Source organism: Aliivibrio sifiae, assembly GCF_002954705.1.
GTDB classification, from domain to species: Bacteria; Pseudomonadota; Gammaproteobacteria; order Enterobacterales; family Vibrionaceae; genus Aliivibrio; species Aliivibrio sifiae_A.
Window position 1 is genome coordinate 344,305 of the sequence record NZ_MSCO01000003.1, and the last position, 19,238, is coordinate 363,542.

Consider the following 19,238-nt stretch of genomic DNA (forward strand, 5'->3'; position numbering starts at 1 on the left):
GAGGTTGATACGTTCATATCAACCTCTATTATTTCCTGAATCCTATTTTAAGAAACTAGGGATCTTCGCTTCATATTCTGAAATTTTATCCGCGTGTTGTAACGTCAAACCAATATTATCTAAACCGTTCAGTAAACAGTGGCGGCGGAATTCATCAATCTCAAAGCGGTATTGCTTATTGTTAGCAGTTACTAACATTGCTTCTAAATCAACGGTAATTTCAGCACCTTCATTTGCTTCGACGAACTGGAAAATATCATCCACTTCAGCGTCAGTCAAACGAACAGGGATCATTTGGTTGTTAATTGAGTTGCCATAAAAAATATCAGCAAAGCTAGGTGCGATCATTACTTGGATGCCATAATCCGCTAATGCCCAAGGAGCGTGCTCACGAGATGAACCACAACCAAAGTTTTCACGAGCTAGCAGAATACTGGCACCTTGATAGCGTGGTGCATTCATTACAAACTCAGGGTTTGCTTGCTCTCCACCATCATCTAAAAAGCGCCAGTCATGAAATAAATGCTTACCAAAACCAGTGCGATTTACTTTTTGTAGAAATTGCTTTGGAATGATCGCATCGGTATCAATATTCGCCGTATCTAAAGGAACGACTAGACCTGTATGTTGCTTAAAACCTGACATAGTAAATTCCTTTATGCATTTTCAGTAATAGTACGGATATCAACAAAGTGACCAGCAATTGCGGCAGCAGCAGCCATTGCAGGGCTCACTAGGTGAGTTCGACCATCACGGCCTTGGCGACCTTCAAAGTTACGGTTTGATGTTGACGCACAGCGCTCTTGTGGACCCAAACGGTCATTGTTCATTGCAAGGCACATAGAACAACCCGGTAGGCGCCATTCAAAACCGGCTTCTTTAAAGATCACATCTAGACCTTCTTTTTCCGCTTGTGCTTTTACTTGCTCTGAACCCGGAACAATTAGCGCTTGAACATGAGCGGCAACTTTATTGCCTTTTGCTACGGCAGCAGCAGCACGCATGTCTTCGATACGTGAGTTAGTACAAGAGCCAACAAATACTTTATCTACATTGTAATCAGACAGAGATTTTCCAGCTTCAAGTCCCATGTAAGCTAATGCTTTTTCAGCCGACGCTTTTTCTACAGGGTCAGAAAAACTCTCTGGAGCAGGGATAGGTTGGTCAACGGCGATTACTTGACCTGGGTTTGTGCCCCAAGTGACTTGTGGTTTAATTTCAGAGGCTTCAAGAGTAACTACGGCATCAAACTCTGCATTATCGTCCGTTTTTAGTGACGACCAATATTGAATCGCAGCCGTTAAATCTTCCCCTTGAGGTGAGAATTTACGGTCAGTAATGTAATCAAATGTCGTTTGGTCTGGTGCGATTAGGCCCGCTTTAGCACCTAATTCGATTGCCATGTTACATACCGTCATACGACCTTCCATCGTTAGGTCAGTAATTGCTTCACCACAGAATTCAACCACGTAACCAGTACCACCAGCAGCCGTTGTTTTACCAATGATTGCTAGCACGATGTCTTTAGCGGTAATGCCTTCGGCTACTTTACCTTTAACTTCGATTTTCATGGTTTTAGCACGTGCTTGTTTTAGCGTTTGTGTCGCTAAGACATGCTCAACTTCAGAGGTACCGATACCAAAAGCTAATGAACCAAATGCGCCGTGAGTGGCAGTGTGTGAATCACCACAAACAATCGTCATGCCCGGTAGAGTAATGCCCAGTTCAGGACCCATAACGTGCACAATACCTTGGTATTTATGGTTTAGATCGTAAAGGGTCACGCCAAATTCTTCACAGTTTTTTGATAGCGTCTCCATTTGGATTCGAGCCATTTCACCAGAGGCATTAATGTCTTTGGTTTGTGTCGATACGTTGTGATCCATCGTTGCGAAGGTTTTACCTACTTGGCGAACTTTACGTCCTTTTTCACGCAGGCCATCAAAGGCTTGTGGTGATGTAACTTCATGAACCAAATGGCGGTCGATGTATAAAATTGGGTTTTCGCCTTCTGCCGCTACAGCAACATGGGCATCGTAAATTTTTTCGTATAATGTTTTTGCGTTAGACATTGCTTCTTCCTTGAATTACGAATTCAAAATGTACTCAGCGATTTTATCGCCCATTGCTGATGTAGTTAGTGCTGGTTTATCGCCAGCTAAGTCAGCCGTTAGCTCGCCTGCTGATAGCGCTTTAGATACGGCAGCTTCAATACTTTGTGCTGCTGCTTCTTCACCTAGGCTATAGCGTAGCATGAGTGCTGCAGATAAGATTTGAGCAACAGGGTTAGCAATATTTTTACCTGCGATATCAGGCGCTGAACCACCTGCGGGTTCATACAGACCAAAGTTGCTCTCATTCAGACTTGCAGAAGGAAGCATGCCCATAGATCCTGTGATCATCGCGCACTCATCAGAGATGATGTCACCAAAGATGTTTGAACATAGCATCACATCAAACTGAGAGGGATCTTTGATGAGCTGCATGGTCGCGTTATCAATATACATATGACTTAGTTTTACATCTGGGTAACCTTGTGCCACTTCTTCTACCACTTCACGCCATAGGATAGAGCTTTGCAGAACGTTCGCTTTATCAATTGAGTAGACGTTTTTATTACGTAGACGAGCAGATTCAAAAGCAATCTTTGCGATACGTTCGATTTCGTAGCGGTGGTAAATTTCAGTGTCGTAGGCTTTCTCTTGAGGACCTTCACCTTCACGACCTTTTGGTTGGCCAAAGTAGATACCACCAGTAAGCTCACGAACCACGACGATATCAAAACCGTTACCAGAAATATCAGCACGCAGTGGAGAGAAGTTTTCTAATCCTTTGTGAATTTGTGCAGGACGTAAATTACAAAATAGCTGGAAATGTTTACGCAGAGGAAGTAGGGCGCCACGCTCAGGTTGATCGTTAGGTGGTAAGTTTTCCCACTTAGGACCGCCAACCGAACCAAATAATACAGCATCTGATTCTTCACAGCCTTTGACTGTGCTTTCTGGTAGCGGGCAACCATGGTTATCAATCGCAATGCCGCCAACATCGTGCTGCTCGCGTGAAAATGAAATGGCGTGTTTTTTCTCAATAGCATCTAGAACTTTATGTGCTTGTTCCATCACTTCTGGGCCAATACCATCGCCCGGTAAAATCGCAATTTTGTATGTTTTATTCGTCATGTTAATCCTTTAATCTTTTTATTTAATTTGGTTAATCAGGAAAGGTTTGTATTTCCCTGATTTAAAATTTGTTTCGGCTCTTTTAAACCGTAGCTACTTTCTTTTGTTTAATCTCTGCAATTTGGTCTGCACGGTGAATGCTGTTAATAACATGAAGCAGTGCCTGACCAGAAGCTTCGATAATGTCTGTTGCTAGGCCAGTACCGTGATACTTACGACCTTTATAGTTCGCAATAATATCCGCTTGACCTAAGCCATCTTCACCTTCGCCTTTTGCTGTTAGATCAAACTTATCTAGGACGATTTCATAGCCTGTTAGTTTGTAGATACATTGGTAAAGGGCATCAACAGGACCATTACCGACAGCGGCTTCACATTTTTCTTCATCACCACAAAGTAGTTTGATACTAGTTGTCGCCATTACGCTGCCAGATTGAACGCTTAGGTAGTTCAACTTATAGAAGTCATCTTCATCACGTAAGTTAGCAAAATGCATTAGGGCTTCTAAATCGTAATCAAATACTTGGCCTTTACGATCCGCTAGCTTCACAAAATCTGCATATAGAGTGTCTAGATTATATTCTTCGTTTTTATAACCCATCGCATCCATGTGGCTTTTAACTGCAGCGCGACCAGAACGACTGGTTAGATTTAATGCTTTGTTTTTAAGGCCAATAGACTCTGGCGTCATGATTTCATAAGTGTTTTTATTCTTAAGCATACCGTCTTGATGAATGCCTGAAGAGTGGCTAAAGGCGTTTGCGCCTACGATAGCCTTATTGCTCTGAATTGGCATATTACAAAGCTGACTTACTAATTTACTGGTGCGGTGGATTTCATCATTTTTAAGACCCGTATGAACGCCTAGGTACTCTGAACGAGTTTGCAAAATCATCGCAATTTCTTCTAGAGAACAGTTACCTGCACGCTCACCAATACCATTAATTGTGCCTTCAACTTGACGAGCTCCGGCTTGAACCGCAGCAATAGAGTTAGCAACAGACATTCCTAAGTCATCATGACAATGAACAGAGATAATTGCTTTATCAATGTTTGGAACTCGGTTGAATAATTGCTGAATAATGCCACCAAATTCACCTGGAATGGTGTAGCCAACAGTATCTGGAATATTAATTGTATTTGCGCCAGCATTGATGGCAGCTTCTACCATGCGACATAAATTATCAATTGGCGTACGACCTGCATCTTCACAAGAAAACTCAACATCATCGGTGTATTTACGTGCGTGTTTAACGGCTCTTACACCCATTTCAACCACATCATCGTAGCTACGACGTAATTTATCTTGAACATGAACAGTAGAAGTTGAAATAAAGGTATGAATTCGGAACGCTTCTGCGACTTTTAATGCCTCAGCTGCGGCATCAATATCTTTAGGAACGGCTCGGGAAAGCCCACAAATACGACTGTTTTTAATGTGTTTTGCGATGGTTTGAACTGACTCAAAATCACCAGGAGATGAAACAGGGAAGCCTGCTTCGATGACATCAACTCCCAGACGCTCAAGCGCATACGCAATCTGCAGTTTTTCTTTTACGGTTAAACTTGCTGATAGTGCTTGTTCGCCATCTCGTAAGGTGGTGTCGAAGATAATGACTTGATCGCTCATGGGCTTGCTTCCTTGTGTATGTCGTGCGCTTTAACGACGGTTTTCCATAAAAAAACCCGCCATGTTCAGCGGGTTTTAAAATTTGGTTTATGGCTTCTTTTGTTCCACAACCTACCCGCGTGAGATGTTCACGATCAGGAGGAGGTTTAGAAATAAAGAAGATGCTGTTTTCATTTGAAATACAATCCATAAAAATAATTAACAAATTAATATCGCACTCAGTAAGTATCGTCAACCCCTAAATCCCATTTTCACTACTTATTAATGTTTTTTTGCTTAAATGTTACAAAATAGGAAGAAAAACGATTGCTGTGATGGATTACTGCACAAAAGAGATGTTTTTTTTGAATAGTAGAGATTAATTAATCAAATGATTAAATATGGATGAATTAAAGGGATCGCACAATTTTCTTACTTACTTATAATTAATCGTGTGATTAATAATCATAAATTGAATGTAGTGTAAATAAGGTGTTATCAATGGCAAAGCAATTAGGCAGACCAAAAGGGGAATCAGAAGTGAGAGAGCAGCTCATTTTTCATGCTCGTGAGCTTTTTGTATCTCAGCCTTATAATAAAGTATCAACAAGGTTAATTGCTGATAATGCGAAGGTAAATATCGCAATGATCCGTTATTACTTTGGTAACAAAGAGGGGTTGTTTGAAGCAATGTTTAAGGAAACGATATCTCCAGTGGTAAGTCAGTTTCAATTAGCTTTAGTCAATAATAGTGAACAAGATTTGGTTGATTTCATGCGTGCTTATTATCAAGCAATGATAAAAGTGCCAGCATTTCCTAAACTGATACTAAGAATTATGGAGGCGGATAATGAACAGCAAGCCAACCTTCAGCAAATTATTTTTGGTATTTTACAACCGATGCAAGACAAGCTATTTGCACCAGATATGAGCCATGCATTATTTAAAAAAGGGGTCGATCCAAGTAAAGCTAGACTATCAATGATGAGTTTGATGGTTTTTCCTTTTTTGGCACCAAAGAAAATGTTGGATTTTCATAATATTGAGTTAAATGAAGCATTTTTAACTGATTTACTCGAGCATAATATCCGATTGTTAACTGAAGGTTTGTTACAAAATAAGAGAGATAATACTAATGAAAATAAATAAAAAACTCCTTTTTTTTCCTGTGGTTGCTGCGGGTGTCATTATTTTAATTACGGTCACAAAATTGCGTCCATCAGCTGAAGTAAAGCCATTAGAAGACCGTTCAAAAATTGTGAAAACTCTCTCTTTAGAACAACAGAATATCGCTCCTCAAGTGATTGGTTTTGGCAAAATAAGACCTAAATTTGAATGGAAGGCGATTGCAGAAGTTTCGGGTAAAGTCGTGTATCGCCATCCGGATCTAAACAAAGGTAATGTCTTGTTAGCGGGAACTGAAGTCTTACGCATAGATCCACTCGATTATGAATTAAAGCTTGCTCAAGCTGAGGCTGATTTGGGTTCGAGTGAAACACAGTTAGCGAAAGTCGATCTTGAAGAAAAAAACATTAGAAACACGTTAAAAATTGAAAAAAATAGATTATCCATCAGTAAGAAAGAGCTAAATCGTAAAGTAAATCTACAGAAAAAAGGGCTAACTTCTCAATCGGATCTGGATCAACAAAATCAATCGTATTTAGCACAACAGAAAGTCGTGCAAGATATTCAAAACCAAATTTTGTTATTGCCAGATGAGCGGAAAGTCGCTCAAGCAATGGTCAAAGTGAATCAAGCAAAGTTAAAGGAAGCACAACGATCTTTAGATAAAACCTCCATCGTATTACCTACAGATGTTCGTATTTCAGAAGTGAATATTGAAGCCGATCAAGTGGTGAATCTACAACAAGAAATGTTTATTGCACATGGCATTCAAACCATGGAAATGGAAGCACAAGTATCGATTCATGATATGCAAACTTTAGCGCAAAGCTTTCATGTATTTCTGCCTAATGAGCAAGGAATGCCAAATATTGATTCATTACCGCTTCAAGCAATAGTGCAGTTGAGCAGTGGTCGTTTTAATGCTCAGTGGAAAGCTCAAGTTGAGCGTATCAGTGAAACTGTCGATCCAAACCAAGCGACTGTTGGTGTAATTTTAGAGATCCAACAAGACTATAAAATGCTTAAGCCAAGCTCATTACCTCCGTTGGTTAATGGCATGTTTGTAAAAGCATTAATTGAAGGAGAGGCTTCACCGCAGTGGGTGATCCCAGAAAGTGCCCTTCATGGTGATAAGATTTATTTGTTAAATCAAGATAATCAATTAACTATACTTCCTGTAAAAATAGTCTTTAGAAGAGATAATCAAGTGGTCATTTCTGGTGGCATTAATGAGGGAGATTTATTGATTTTAAATGATCTTCTTCCTGCTATTAATGGCATGCAGTTACGTTCAGTCGTTCCTAAGAAGGAGCTTGTGGAATGATTAAGTTTTTTGCAAGACACCCAACGGCAGCCAATTTATTAATGCTCTCTATATTGCTGCTTGGTTTAGTGTCCTTATCTCAATTAAAGCGTGAAACGTTTCCTGAATTTAGTCCGCCTTATATTTTGGCTGGTGTTGTTTATCCTGGTGCATCGCCACAAGAAGTGGAGGAAAGCATTTGTGTTCGGATGGAGGATGCCGTTGATGGCTTAGGAAATATAGAAGAAACAAAATGTGAGGCAATTGAAGGCTCTGCTCGTTTAGTGATTAAGCTGAATGAAAAAGCAGATATAGGGCGAATGCTGGTTGATGTTCAAACTCAAATTGATTCGATTAATGATTTCCCTAAGGAGATAGAATCTCCGATAGTTCAAGAGCTAGATTGGAATGAACCTGTGGTGGATGTTGCTATTACTGCGGATACTACATGGCCAGAGTTGAAAGCGTATGCGGAAAAACTTAAACAAAGTTTAAAGCTTGATTATGATGTTTCTTTGGTTGAAGTAAGTGGGTTTTCTGATCATCAATACCGTGTTGAATTAAATGAAAGTGCGATTCGTCAGCTTGGCTTAAATGTCAGTGATATTGCAAATAAACTGGCTGAGCAAAATGTAAAGCTACCCAGCGGTAGCATTGAAACACCAGAAAAAAACTTTTTAATTCGTTTCGATGAAAGAAAAACAACGCCTCAAGAATTAGCTAAAACGGTGATGGGAGCATCGGATAATGGCGCATTGATCCGTTTAGGTGATATTGCCACGATAACCGATCGCTTTGAGCTTGATGAGCAAAAAGTATTGTTTGATGGTAAGCCGTCAGCCTTACTTAAGATCAGTAAAAACAAAGAAGAAGATGCCTTACGAATTAAAGATCGTGTGACTGAGTTTGTTAAATATCAGCAGTCCATCGCTCCTGATGGTGTCGCATTAGAAATGACCAATGATCTTTCTTCTTTATTATGGGATCGATTAACCATGATGGTGAAAAATGGTTGGCAAGGGATCATTCTTGTATTTTTAACCATGTGGTTATTTTTTACTTTCCGTTACTCTTTTTGGGTTGCAGCAGGTCTGCCAGTTGCGTTTCTTGGTGGCTTATTTTTAATGGCGAGTTTAGGACTTTCTATTAATATTATGTCACTCGTCGCACTGTTAATGGCAATAGGGATCATGATGGATGATGCCATTGTAATTGCAGAATCGATTGCCTCACATTTAGATCGAGGACAAGAGATAGATGATGCGGTGTATAACGGCGTCAAAAAAGTCTTTCCCGGCGTATTGTCTTCTTTCTTAACGACAGTATGTATTTTTGGTAGCTTGATGTTTTTGCAAGGAGAGATGGGGGCGGTACTGAAAGTTATTCCTCAAGTGCTTATTCTTGTATTAACTCTGAGTTTAATTGAAGCATTTTTAATTCTTCCCAATCACCTTAGTCACTCTTTACATAAGGCGAAAAAAGACAAGCCAATTACCGGTTTTAAAAAGAAAATCTTAGATCGTTTTGAATATTTTAGAAATGTCACTTTAGTGAAAGCAGTAACAAAAGTGGTGGAATGGCGTTATGCCTTTTTAGGTGCCGTGATTGCCAGTTTATTGATTTCTTTTTCACTCATTTCTGGTGGCGCGCTTAAGTTCGTGGGTTTTCCTGAATTAGATGGCGACATTGCGGAAGCTCGAATTATTTTGCCACCGGGTACCTCACTTTCTCAGACTGAAATTGTCGTAGATAAAATTGTTTCTGCTGCCGAAAAGCTAAATAAAGAATGGAGTGACAAGAACGAGGGGGGACGTCAACTTGTTGAGCATATTACTCAGCAATTTAATACCAATGCTGACGCGAGTGAATCAGGACCTCATCTGGCGACCATCCGTTTAGATTTATTAGGGGCAGAAAAACGAAATACACTCATTGATGATTTTATTGATGCGTGGCGTGCAGAAGTTGGAGAGTTAGCTGAGCCAATTACCATGGTTTATAAACAACCGACGATGGGGCCGGGTGGTCGAGCGATTGAAATTCGCATGATGGATGATGATTTACATACGCTAAAGTCTGCCTCCCTAGAAGTACAAGCTTATCTCAATGAGTTTGCAGGGGTTTATGGTGTGCTTGATGATATGCGAATGGGTAAGGAAGAAGTGCTTGTGAAGCTTCGTCCTGGGGCTGAAACCTACGGGGTTACAGGCCAATTGGTTGCCAATCAATTACGTGCAGCGTATTTCGGACAAACGGCCGATGAGATCCAACTCGGTGTTGAAAATATTGAAATTGAAGTTCGTTTAAATAAAGAGCAAGCAGGTAATTTACATACGTTAGAGAACTTTCCTATCATTTTGCCTACAGGAGAGCAAATACCTCTAGCCTCTGTTGCAACATTAGATTTTCAGCGTAATTATGTTCGAATTCAACGTATCAATGGATTAAGAACCTTAAGTGTCTTCGGTGATGTTCATGCTTCACAAGTGAGCTCGGCCGAAGTACTAAATCAATTTAGAAAAGAGCTTGCTCCTGAACTTCAGAAAAAATACCCAAGTTTACGTTTTGATTTTGAAGGGGAAGCGAAGGATACCGCAGAAACAGGGCAATCAATGGGCACGGGATTCATGCTGGGTTTATTTGGTGTGTTTGTTATCTTAAGTTTTCAATTCAGAAGCTACCTTGAACCCTTTGTGGTTATGTTAGCTATTCCATTAGCCTTGATAGGTGTACTGTGGGGGCATGTATTATTAAATCATCCATTAAGTATGCCGAGTATTATGGGATTTGTTTCTTTGGCTGGGATAGTGGTGAATGATTCTATTTTATTAGTGCAATACATTCGACATCATGTTGATGATGGAGATTCGGTATATGAATCTGTTGTAAAAGCGAGCCAAGAAAGGTTTAGAGCGGTATTTTTAACGTCAATAACAACGGCAGCAGGGTTACTGCCACTGTTATTAGAAACCAGTTTACAGGCTCAAGTTATTCAGCCTCTTGTCGTTTCTATTGTGTTTGGTATTTTTACTTCAACGTTATTAGTGCTCTTCATGATCCCTGCCGCTTATGCAATATTGGCGGATTTTGGCTTAGTAAAGAAACATGAAGAACTGCACTAATAGAGATAGGTACTTAAAATAAGAAAAGTAAATTAACTGAAAAAACAGAATCGGTTTTACTTAGTCCGGGAGGTACACGATCTAGATACTCTTGAGATTGTGCTACTTTCAGGGCTATTTCTTCGGTAATGTTATTCGTCACGCTGATTTCTGAATCGACACGAGTGTTGCTTTTACCACTAATAACGGTGACTTCAGAGGCTAGTGTCATAACGTCCATCGGTTTCCATGATAACGTCATGTTTGTTCGTATAATTGCCTCGGCAACGGTTTCTGGAAAGATAAGATCATCATCATCAATTTCATCAAGGTTTGGATTTTGATAACGGTAACCAGGACCTAATTCCAGTTCTAATACTAAGGTTTCGGTATTACTTGCTTGGTAACCTAAACCACCTGAAAAGGTATAATCTTTAAAATAGGCACTATATTTGGTCTCTAAACCTTTAAAGTTGGCATAAAGGTAATAATCAGGGCTTATTTTATAGTCACTCTGTAAATTAAGGCTTAATTGATCTTTATCTGTTTCGCCATCATCTTTTGATAAGTAATACTTAACCTCGCCGGTGTGACGATGTTGTCCTGCGGTGTAACTTGCTTCTAGACGACCATTGAGAGACTGGGAGTCATCGTTACCTTTACTTGATTGATAACCAAATTCGACTTGGCTTTCCCATGGTGAAGGTGGGGTTGTATCCTGTTCTTCAGCTTCTATTTCACTGGCTATAGGGCTAATACTTGGTTTTTTTTCAAGAGTAAGCTCTTCTGTCTCGGCTTCACAATCATCCTTCGACAAGTAATATTTTACTTCATTGGTATGAGTGTTCTCTCCAGAGGTATAAACCGGTTCTAGGCTACAATTAAGAGATAGTGAGTTGTCGCTTCCATAATCTATTTCGACTGGGTTTTCCCTAGGAGAGGGAGGTGACGTATCCGCGTCTTCAGTATCGATCTCACTTGCATGAACAGATGCATTAATTGCGATAAGCCCTGTAAGTAAAACTTTTTTTAACACGTATCAATCTCAGAAAAAGTAAAGAGGTTAGATAGTATAGGTTTTTTATTGGATTAAAGAGTTAAATTTGAGTCAAAATCTTTATTTTGCGAATGGTGAGGTTGGTATGGAAGGATTGTTATTTCATCCATGTTTCTTTTGGTTATAATGTAGAGCTAAATTTAGGATGGTGAAAAAGTAGTAATGGCCGATAATCGAAATCAAAACCGTAAACACGATGCACAAGTTGATGCGTTAAAAGTACCGCCGCATTCATTAGAGGCAGAGCAATCTGTACTTGGTGGTTTACTACTTGATAATGAGCGTTGGGATTCTGTTGCAGAAAAAGTAGTGGCTGGTGATTTTTATAGCCGACCACATCGACTGATTTTTGAATCAGTTAAATCCATCCTAGAAAATAGTATGCCTCTAGATTTGATTACTTTATCTGAGCATCTTGAACGTCATGAAAAACTAGATTCAGTGGGTGGTTTTGCCTATCTTGCTGATTTAGTCAAGAATACCCCAAGTGCGGCGAATATTAATGCGTATGCAGATATTGTTCGTGAACGTGCCATGGTACGTAATCTTATTGGTGTAGCTAATGAGATTGCAGATGCTGGTTATGATCCTCAAGGTCGAACGTCTGAAGATTTGCTTGATATGGCGGAAAGTAAAGTATTTGCTATTGCCGAAGAGCGTACGACTGAAAATGAAGGTCCACAGAATGTCGATTCAATTCTAGAGAAAACATTAGAGCGTATTGAAATCTTATACCAGACACCGCAAGATGGCGTGACTGGGGTTTCTACTGGTTTTACTGATCTCAACAAGAAAACGGCTGGTCTTCAAGGTTCTGACTTGATCATTGTCGCTGCTCGTCCATCGATGGGTAAAACCACCTTTGCAATGAACTTATGTGAAAATGCGGCAATGGATCAAGATAAACCAGTGCTTATTTTCTCGCTAGAGATGCCTGCTGAACAATTGATGATGCGTATGTTGGCATCGATGTCTCGTGTTGACCAAACTAAAATTCGTACTGGTCAATTGGATGATGAAGATTGGGCGCGTATTTCGTCTACGATGGGTATTTTGACTCAAAAGAAAAATATGTATATCGATGATAGTTCAGGTCTTACACCAACAGAGCTTCGTTCTCGTGCTCGTCGAGTTGCGCGTGAAGCAGGTGGTCTAAGTATGATCATGGTCGATTACCTTCAGTTAATGCGAGTGCCAGGCCTACAAGACAACCGTACTCAAGAAATCTCTGAGATATCTCGCTCTTTAAAAGCACTTGCGAAAGAGCTGAACGTTCCTGTTGTTGCTCTATCTCAGTTGAACCGTTCCCTAGAGCAACGTGCCGATAAACGTCCAATTAACTCGGATCTTCGTGAATCTGGAGCGATTGAGCAAGATGCCGATTTAATCATGTTTATTTACCGTGATGAGGTTTATAACCCTGAGAGTAATCGTAAAGGCATTGCAGAAATTATTTTGGGTAAACAGCGTAATGGTCCTATCGGTTCGGTAAGTTTGACATTCCAAGGACAATTCTCACGCTTTGATAACTACGCAGGTCCTGCGTTTGATGATGAATAAGGCAATAATATGAGCTACATGAAAGCGGCGGCTGCCCAAGTTGATATGTCAGCTTTAGCGCATAATTTGCAAAAGATTAAACAACAAGCACCAAACAGTAAACTTCTTGCTGTAGTAAAGGCCAATGGCTACGGCCATGGTTTACTTCATATCGCAAAAGGGGCACAAGGTGCAGACGCTTTTGGTGTAGCTCGTATTGAAGAGGCTTTACAGCTTCGCGCTGGCGGTATTGTTAAGCAAGTATTGTTACTTGAAGGTTTTTATTCTGCTTGTGATTTACCTATTCTGGTCGCAAATAACATTCAGACTGCGGTACATTGTAAAGAGCAATTAGAAGCATTAGAAGGCGCAGAGCTTGAAGGGCCAGTAGTTGTTTGGCTTAAAGTGGATTCAGGGATGCATCGTTTAGGTATCCGCCCTGAAGAATATCAAGAGTATGTTAACCGTTTGCATGCATGTAAAAACGTAGCTAAACCATTACGTTACATGAGCCATTTTGGTTGTGCTGATGAACTTGATAACCCAACAACCAATAAGCAAATAGATACCTTTATGTCATTAACGGATGGTTGCCAAGGTGAGCGTTCTCTGGCGGCATCTGCAGGGTTATTAGCATGGCCTGATAGCCAATTAGACTGGGTTAGACCTGGTATTATTATGTATGGCGTTTCACCATTTGCGAATCAGTCTGCACAAGAGCTAGGTTACTTGCCTACCATGACCCTTACCTCTCATTTAATCGCAGTTCGTGATGTGAAAGCCGGTGAAAGTGTTGGCTATGGAGCAATGTGGACCAGCGAACGTGATACAAAAATTGGTGTCATTGCGATTGGTTATGGCGATGGTTATCCAATAGCCGCTCCTAATGGTACGCCCGTTTTGGTGAATGGACGTAAAGTTTCAATTGCTGGTCGTGTTTCTATGGATATGTTGACGGTTGATTTGGGACCTGATGCAAAAGATAAAGTGGGCGATGAAGCGGTTTTATGGGGGCGAGATCTTCCAGCCGAAGAAGTTGCCGAGCATATCGGAACTATTGCTTATGAGTTAGTGACTAAACTAACATCACGAGTACAGATGCAATACATTTAATGAGATCTACTTTGAATTTGTTTTCACTTAAAAGCGCTACTGGTTTAGCGCTTTTTCTTATTCTCCCTTTTTCTTTTTTCAGCAATGCGTTTGCAGAAGAAGATATCTGGCCAACTTCATTACCAGAAACATCAGCGGTACCTTTTATGTTTTCGTCTGAAAGCTTGGGGACTACGATAGGCGCTGCCGCTGTAATGAAGGGCGTAGGCCAACCTCAAGCGACATTATTTGCTGCGGGACTCTATTCTAATAAAGGGTCTTACATGACATATTTGTCTGCTAATAACTTCCAAGTTGGTCATTCATGGTTGGTGGGAGCCAATGCTTATAATGCTAATTTTAAGGATATGGATTACCACCTTGGATCTGCTGGTAGTAACAGCTCTTCTGTTGATGATGAAGTTTTTACTGATGGCGTTGAATCACAATATCACCTCACGGCTAATTATATTCTTCCGATCGGTAATGCAAAAGATATAGGTGCAAAAGCCGCTTATATGCCTAACCGAGAAGTGAAAAGCTATAACCCATTAGAAAGTGGTGTCTCTAGTATTGAGTTGAGTCCTTTCTATTATTCTCGTGTTTTATCCGATGTTGCGGGATGGGATGAGCCCGACGCTAATTGGGGCATGAAGGTAAATTTTGATTGGGATAATCGAAATAGTGTCAGAAACACGACTCACGGCTCGCGAACAGAATTAGATTTTACCTATTCACCAGAAACTAGTGCACAGGAAGAGTGGTGGACGTGGGAGTTTCAACAGAGTGCTTTCTTTGATTTAGGTAGTTTGGGAGATGTGATAAATAAACAGGTTTTGGCCTTTGATTTTTATGTCGCGGATACACCAAGTTGGCAATCTGATTCGCATCAACCTCCAGAATATGCAGGCATAAAACTGGGAGGACTTTATCGTTTACGAAGTTATGGTAGTGGACGGTTCCATGGGCGCTCAGCCATTAATTATTCTGCAGAATATCGAGTAATGCCAGATTGGCAGCCTTTGGAAGATTGGCCTATTTTCAACCTTTACGATGTGCCTTGGTGGCAGTGGGTTGCATTTGTTGATGCTGGGCGAGTTGCTGATGAGTTTTCATTTTCTACATTGCATGATGATATGAAATGGAGTGTAGGCGGAGCAATACGTTTTCAAGTTGAAGGTATTGTTGTGAGAACTGAATTATCAAAAGGCACTGAAGAAAGTCTCTTTCGAGTTATGATTAATCAGCCATTTTAATTGATTAATCACGAGAAAAATGACTTGAGTACTAGAGTTCTGTAATTTTGATAGAGATAATGTTCACTTATAGAAGTTTTAATGTGACCTAACTCAAAAAGGGTGAGCGTAGTTTTGGTCATAATATATAAAGTTCACCATATTTTTTAGATTCGTATAAACGGGGCGTTCAGAAATTTATTTTTGAGCCAAAAAACCTACTACACGGGATATTTTTACCATGTTAAAAAACATCAACCCAACAGAAACTCAAGCTTGGGCAGACTTAACTGCACATTTTGAAACAGCACAAAACATGAATTTGTCAGACTTGTTTGCTGCTGATGCTCAACGTTTTGATAAATTCTCAACGACGTTTGGTCAAGATATCTTAGTTGATTTCTCTAAGAATTTAGTAACAGAAGAAACAATGAAAAATTTGTTTTCTTTAGCTGAGCAAACTGAATTATCAGAAGCAATTAGCGCGATGTTCAGTGGTGAAAAAATCAATAAAACGGAAGGCCGCTCTGTACTTCATACAGCACTTCGTAACCGTAGCAATACTCCGGTAATCGTTGATGGCGAAGATGTAATGCCTGCAGTAAATGCGGTATTAGATAAAATGAAAGGCTTCACTGAGCGTTTAATTTCTGGTGAGTGGAAAGGTTATACTGGTAAAGAGATTACAGATATCGTGAATATCGGTATCGGTGGTTCAGATCTTGGCCCTTACATGGTATCGGAAGCACTTGCGCCATACAAAACTCGCTTAAACATGCACTTTGTTTCAAACGTGGATGGTACGCACATTGTTGAAACGCTGAAGCCGTTAAATCCAGAAACAACGCTGTTCTTAATCGCATCGAAAACATTCACAACTCAAGAAACAATGACGAATGCACACAGTGCACGTGATTGGTTCCTTGCTGAGGCTGGCGATCAAGCACACGTTGCTAAACACTTTGCAGCACTATCAACTAATGCACCATCTGTGTCTGAGTTTGGTATCGATACAGACAATATGTTTGAGTTCTGGGATTGGGTTGGTGGTCGTTACTCTTTATGGTCAGCAATCGGTCTTTCAATAGCACTAGCGGTTGGTTTTGATAACTTTGTTGAGCTGCTTGAAGGTGCTCATGAAGTGGATAACCATTTTGCTAATACCGAACTTGAAAATAACGTACCTGTTATTCTTGCACTTATTGGCCTATGGTATAACAACTTCCACGGTGCAGAATCAGAATCAATTCTTCCATACGATCAGTACCTACATCGTTTTGCTGCGTACTTCCAACAAGGCAATATGGAATCAAATGGTAAATGTGTAGACCGTAACGGTAACCCTGTAGATTATCAAACGGGCCCAATCATTTGGGGTGAGCCAGGTACAAATGGTCAACACGCGTTTTACCAATTAATTCACCAAGGCACTAAATTAATTCCTTGTGATTTTATTGCGCCTGCAATCAGCCACAACCAAGTGGGTGATCACCACCAAAAACTGATGTCTAACTTCTTCGCACAAACAGAAGCATTAGCATTTGGTAAAACAGAAGAAACGGTTCGTGCAGAGTTTGCAGAGGCAGGTAAAACAGAAGCAGAAGTTGCTGAGTTAGTTGCATTTAAAGTATTTGAAGGTAACCGTCCAACAAACTCTATTCTTGTTAAACAAGTAACGCCTAAAACACTAGGAAACTTGATTGCAATGTACGAACACAAAATCTTCGTACAAGGTGTGATTTGGAACATCTTCAGCTTTGACCAATGGGGCGTAGAACTAGGTAAGCAATTGGCTAACCAAATTCTTCCAGAACTGGCTGACGATAAAACGGTGACTTCTCACGACAGTTCAACTAACGGCTTAATTAACGCATTTAAAGCATACAAAGCATAGTTGTTGAATTACAACATTTACTAATAAAAAGAGCTGACCTCGGTCGGCTCTTTTGTATTTATACCAATCCACATAAATATTTGATCATTCTTGCTTGTTAAAATCGATTATAGCTGCGTTATACTTTTCTATTGCAAAAATTAGGTGTAATTAGAGCCACTAGTTACTACAATTTATGCCTTGCTCTAATCGATTTTTCCTACGCAATTATCTGATCAACTACTTATTTGGATTGGTATTATTTATCTATATTACAATAAAAAAGGCTGATACCTAAATATCAACCTCCATCACTTCCTGAATCCTGAATCCTTTAGTTCTTGCTTTTGCTCTTATAGAAGCGGAGCGTTCTAGTATCTAGTATCTAGTATCTAGTATCTAGTATCGTTACTCAAAACAGATCTCAATAAACGCATTACCCCATTCAGAAGTAAATGGCATGATAATAATCGCGCCATCGCATTTATGAGTAATGGTATGACCTTTACCAGAAACAACCATAGGCGTAGCCATATTAAATTCAAAACCGCTTTCAGAAAGAATACGTTTCGCACCACCAGTAACCATATTAGTGATTTCACCCACCATATCAGTGACTTCTTCATTAATACTGTTTGGGCGTTCACCCAACATGTTTTGCATAATTTGCAGTGCAAGTTGCTCGTCAAAAGTAATAGACATCGATCCTTTACTTTGTGATGCCACCATGCCGATTAAACCAGAAATATCACCACGAGCAATTTCATCTTTTTTAATACGAGGTTTCTGTGGTTTCAAATCCATTGAAGCCATCGTTTTAAGTACATTCATTAATGAAGCTAAGAATGGGTTTACAAATTCAGCGCGCATCGTAGGGGTGTCCTTTAATTAATTTTTATTAATGCTATCTATACAAGCTTTGCAAGTTCCATGAGTTTCAACAATATGATTTTCAACAGAAAAACCAATATTTTCAGCATGCTTTGTTAGCTGTTCAGTAATCTTAATATCATGGAACTCAACAACATCATCGCAAGTGCGGCAGATAAAAAGTTGTGAGAAATGGGCATGTTCGCCAATAACACAACAAGAAATATAGCTATTGATTGATTCGACTTTATGGACAAAACCCTGAGTCACTAAAAAATCTAAAGCACGATAAATAGTGGGTGGTTTTGCCTGAGGCTCTATTTTTTTTAATTGCTCTAAAAGATCATAAGCACTTACTGCACCATGATGGGTAACAATAAGCTCTAAAACAGTTAATCTTTGTGGAGTCAGTCTAACTCCACGTTGTTGGCATAACAGCTCAACTTTTTCTTTTTGAGAACTATTCAAGGATATATGTCTTATTTATGAACAAGTGAGGCAGTTTATCATAAATTTTTTGATTTTAACTTCACTATTTAGAGAATTATTATTTACTGAAGTGAATATCCTTGATGAGTAAAAGAAGTAATAGGTTGGCTGTTTGTGTTCTGATTATGTTAGAATTGAGTATAACGATGATAGTGAGCGGTATTATTTTGATGCACTGCAGTCATCCTGAGCGAATGCATTCGTTCTATATTTCTTCCCCTCAAATAAAGACGTACCGCACTTTGCTTCGGCTCTTGCTCTTAAAAAGAAGCGGAGCTTCGCTCCTTAGAGCACTGAAAATAACGGTAACTCACTTCAAGAAAGCCCCATTTCAACGTTAGAAAAAGCCCTCATGGACATGACAGGTTGGAGCATTAAAGGCGTTCAATGTTTGATTAAGCCATTGGTTAGAATACTTGGGATGTTATCTAAGGCTGTAAAGTGAAAAAGTTGTTTAGCATCTTTTATTGAAGCCATTATTATTACCTTATATCAACTGAGTAAAGGTATAAAATACAGTGTGTCATACATAAATAAAATGGGGAGCCTCTCATATTATGATGTGAACCTATTTACTGACCTTAGATGTACCTATTCTGCTTTAGAAAAGTTAACTTATTTTTAATTTAATTAGTTTTTCATGTAATACGCACGTTTGCGATCTTGTTTTTATTTACTTGCCTTAAGCCTTTACCTGATAAGGTTTAGACGCGATTTATCTATACAGCTTATTGTTCGTTTATTTCGGTGCGGAGGGGAGGGTGCA

14 protein-coding genes are annotated in these 19,238 nt (G+C 39.7%); 7 read left to right on the top strand and 7 right to left on the bottom strand.

Annotation, left to right across the window (positions count from 1 at the left end):
- Positions 1-42: 42 nt before the first annotated feature.
- The 4 genes from leuD to leuA form a co-directional block, all read right to left on the bottom strand.
- On the bottom strand, positions 43-645 hold the full coding sequence (gene leuD / locus BTO22_RS19050; protein ID WP_105056838.1) for a 3-isopropylmalate dehydratase small subunit: 603 nt from the start codon (positions 643-645) through the stop codon (positions 43-45).
- Between the two features lie 11 nt (positions 646-656).
- Complete coding sequence (leuC, locus tag BTO22_RS19055) at positions 657-2,072, bottom strand: 3-isopropylmalate dehydratase large subunit (protein ID WP_105056839.1); 1,416 nt, start codon at positions 2,070-2,072, stop codon at positions 657-659.
- Positions 2,073-2,087: 15 nt separating this feature from the next.
- Positions 2,088-3,179, bottom strand: a complete 1,092-nt coding sequence (gene leuB, locus BTO22_RS19060; protein ID WP_105056840.1) for a 3-isopropylmalate dehydrogenase — start codon at positions 3,177-3,179, stop codon at positions 2,088-2,090.
- Between the two features lie 82 nt (positions 3,180-3,261).
- Positions 3,262-4,809, bottom strand: a complete 1,548-nt coding sequence (leuA, locus tag BTO22_RS19065; protein WP_105056841.1) for a 2-isopropylmalate synthase — start codon at positions 4,807-4,809, stop codon at positions 3,262-3,264.
- Between the two features lie 480 nt (positions 4,810-5,289).
- On the opposite strand from leuA, the gene BTO22_RS19070 reads away from it, so the two are divergent.
- Genes BTO22_RS19070 through BTO22_RS19080 form a run of 3 tightly spaced genes read left to right on the top strand, consistent with a single transcriptional unit; the run spans position 5,290 to position 10,338 of the window.
- Positions 5,290-5,937 carry a TetR/AcrR family transcriptional regulator gene (locus BTO22_RS19070; protein ID WP_105056842.1) on the top strand — a complete coding sequence of 216 codons (648 nt, stop codon included), beginning with the start codon at positions 5,290-5,292 and terminating at the stop codon, positions 5,935-5,937.
- Positions 5,924-7,237 (top strand): efflux RND transporter periplasmic adaptor subunit, encoded by a 1,314-nt coding sequence (locus BTO22_RS19075; protein ID WP_105056843.1) that lies wholly within the window; start codon positions 5,924-5,926, stop codon positions 7,235-7,237. Before BTO22_RS19070 ends, BTO22_RS19075 begins: the two co-directional genes overlap by 14 nt.
- Positions 7,234-10,338, top strand: coding sequence for an efflux RND transporter permease subunit (locus BTO22_RS19080; protein WP_105056844.1), 3,105 nt, complete (start codon positions 7,234-7,236; stop codon positions 10,336-10,338). Before BTO22_RS19075 ends, BTO22_RS19080 begins: the two co-directional genes overlap by 4 nt.
- A 13-nt stretch (positions 10,339-10,351) precedes the next feature.
- Here the strand turns inward: BTO22_RS19080 and BTO22_RS19085 are convergent, their stop codons facing one another.
- Positions 10,352-11,074 (bottom strand): DUF481 domain-containing protein, encoded by a 723-nt coding sequence (locus BTO22_RS19085; RefSeq protein ID WP_258132718.1) that lies wholly within the window; start codon positions 11,072-11,074, stop codon positions 10,352-10,354.
- Positions 11,075-11,536: 462 nt separating this feature from the next.
- Between BTO22_RS19085 and BTO22_RS19090 the strand changes: the two genes are divergently transcribed.
- The 4 genes from BTO22_RS19090 to pgi all read left to right on the top strand — a co-directional run bounded on the left by BTO22_RS19090 (position 11,537) and on the right by pgi (position 17,134).
- The gene (locus tag BTO22_RS19090; RefSeq protein WP_060993923.1) at positions 11,537-12,934 is read left to right on the top strand and encodes a replicative DNA helicase; all 1,398 of its coding nucleotides are present in this window, start codon (positions 11,537-11,539) and stop codon (positions 12,932-12,934) included.
- Positions 12,935-12,943: 9 nt separating this feature from the next.
- Positions 12,944-14,026 (top strand): alanine racemase, encoded by a 1,083-nt coding sequence (gene alr, locus BTO22_RS19095; protein WP_105056846.1) that lies wholly within the window; start codon positions 12,944-12,946, stop codon positions 14,024-14,026.
- On the top strand, positions 14,026-15,261 hold the full coding sequence (locus BTO22_RS19100; RefSeq protein WP_105056847.1) for a hypothetical protein: 1,236 nt from the start codon (positions 14,026-14,028) through the stop codon (positions 15,259-15,261). The genes alr and BTO22_RS19100 overlap by 1 nt, the downstream gene beginning before the upstream one ends.
- A gap of 220 nt (positions 15,262-15,481) precedes the next feature.
- Positions 15,482-17,134: a glucose-6-phosphate isomerase gene (gene pgi, locus BTO22_RS19105; protein WP_105056848.1), complete on the top strand. Its 1,653-nt coding sequence runs from the start codon at positions 15,482-15,484 to the stop codon at positions 17,132-17,134.
- Positions 17,135-17,521: 387 nt separating this feature from the next.
- Here pgi and BTO22_RS19110 read toward each other — a convergent pair whose 3' ends face one another.
- Both BTO22_RS19110 and zur read right to left on the bottom strand, forming a co-directional pair.
- Complete coding sequence (locus tag BTO22_RS19110; protein ID WP_105056849.1) at positions 17,522-17,983, bottom strand: chemotaxis protein CheX; 462 nt, start codon at positions 17,981-17,983, stop codon at positions 17,522-17,524.
- Between the two features lie 18 nt (positions 17,984-18,001).
- Positions 18,002-18,451 (bottom strand): zinc uptake transcriptional repressor Zur, encoded by a 450-nt coding sequence (gene zur, locus BTO22_RS19115; RefSeq protein WP_105056850.1) that lies wholly within the window; start codon positions 18,449-18,451, stop codon positions 18,002-18,004.
- Positions 18,452-19,238: the final 787 nt, after the last annotated feature.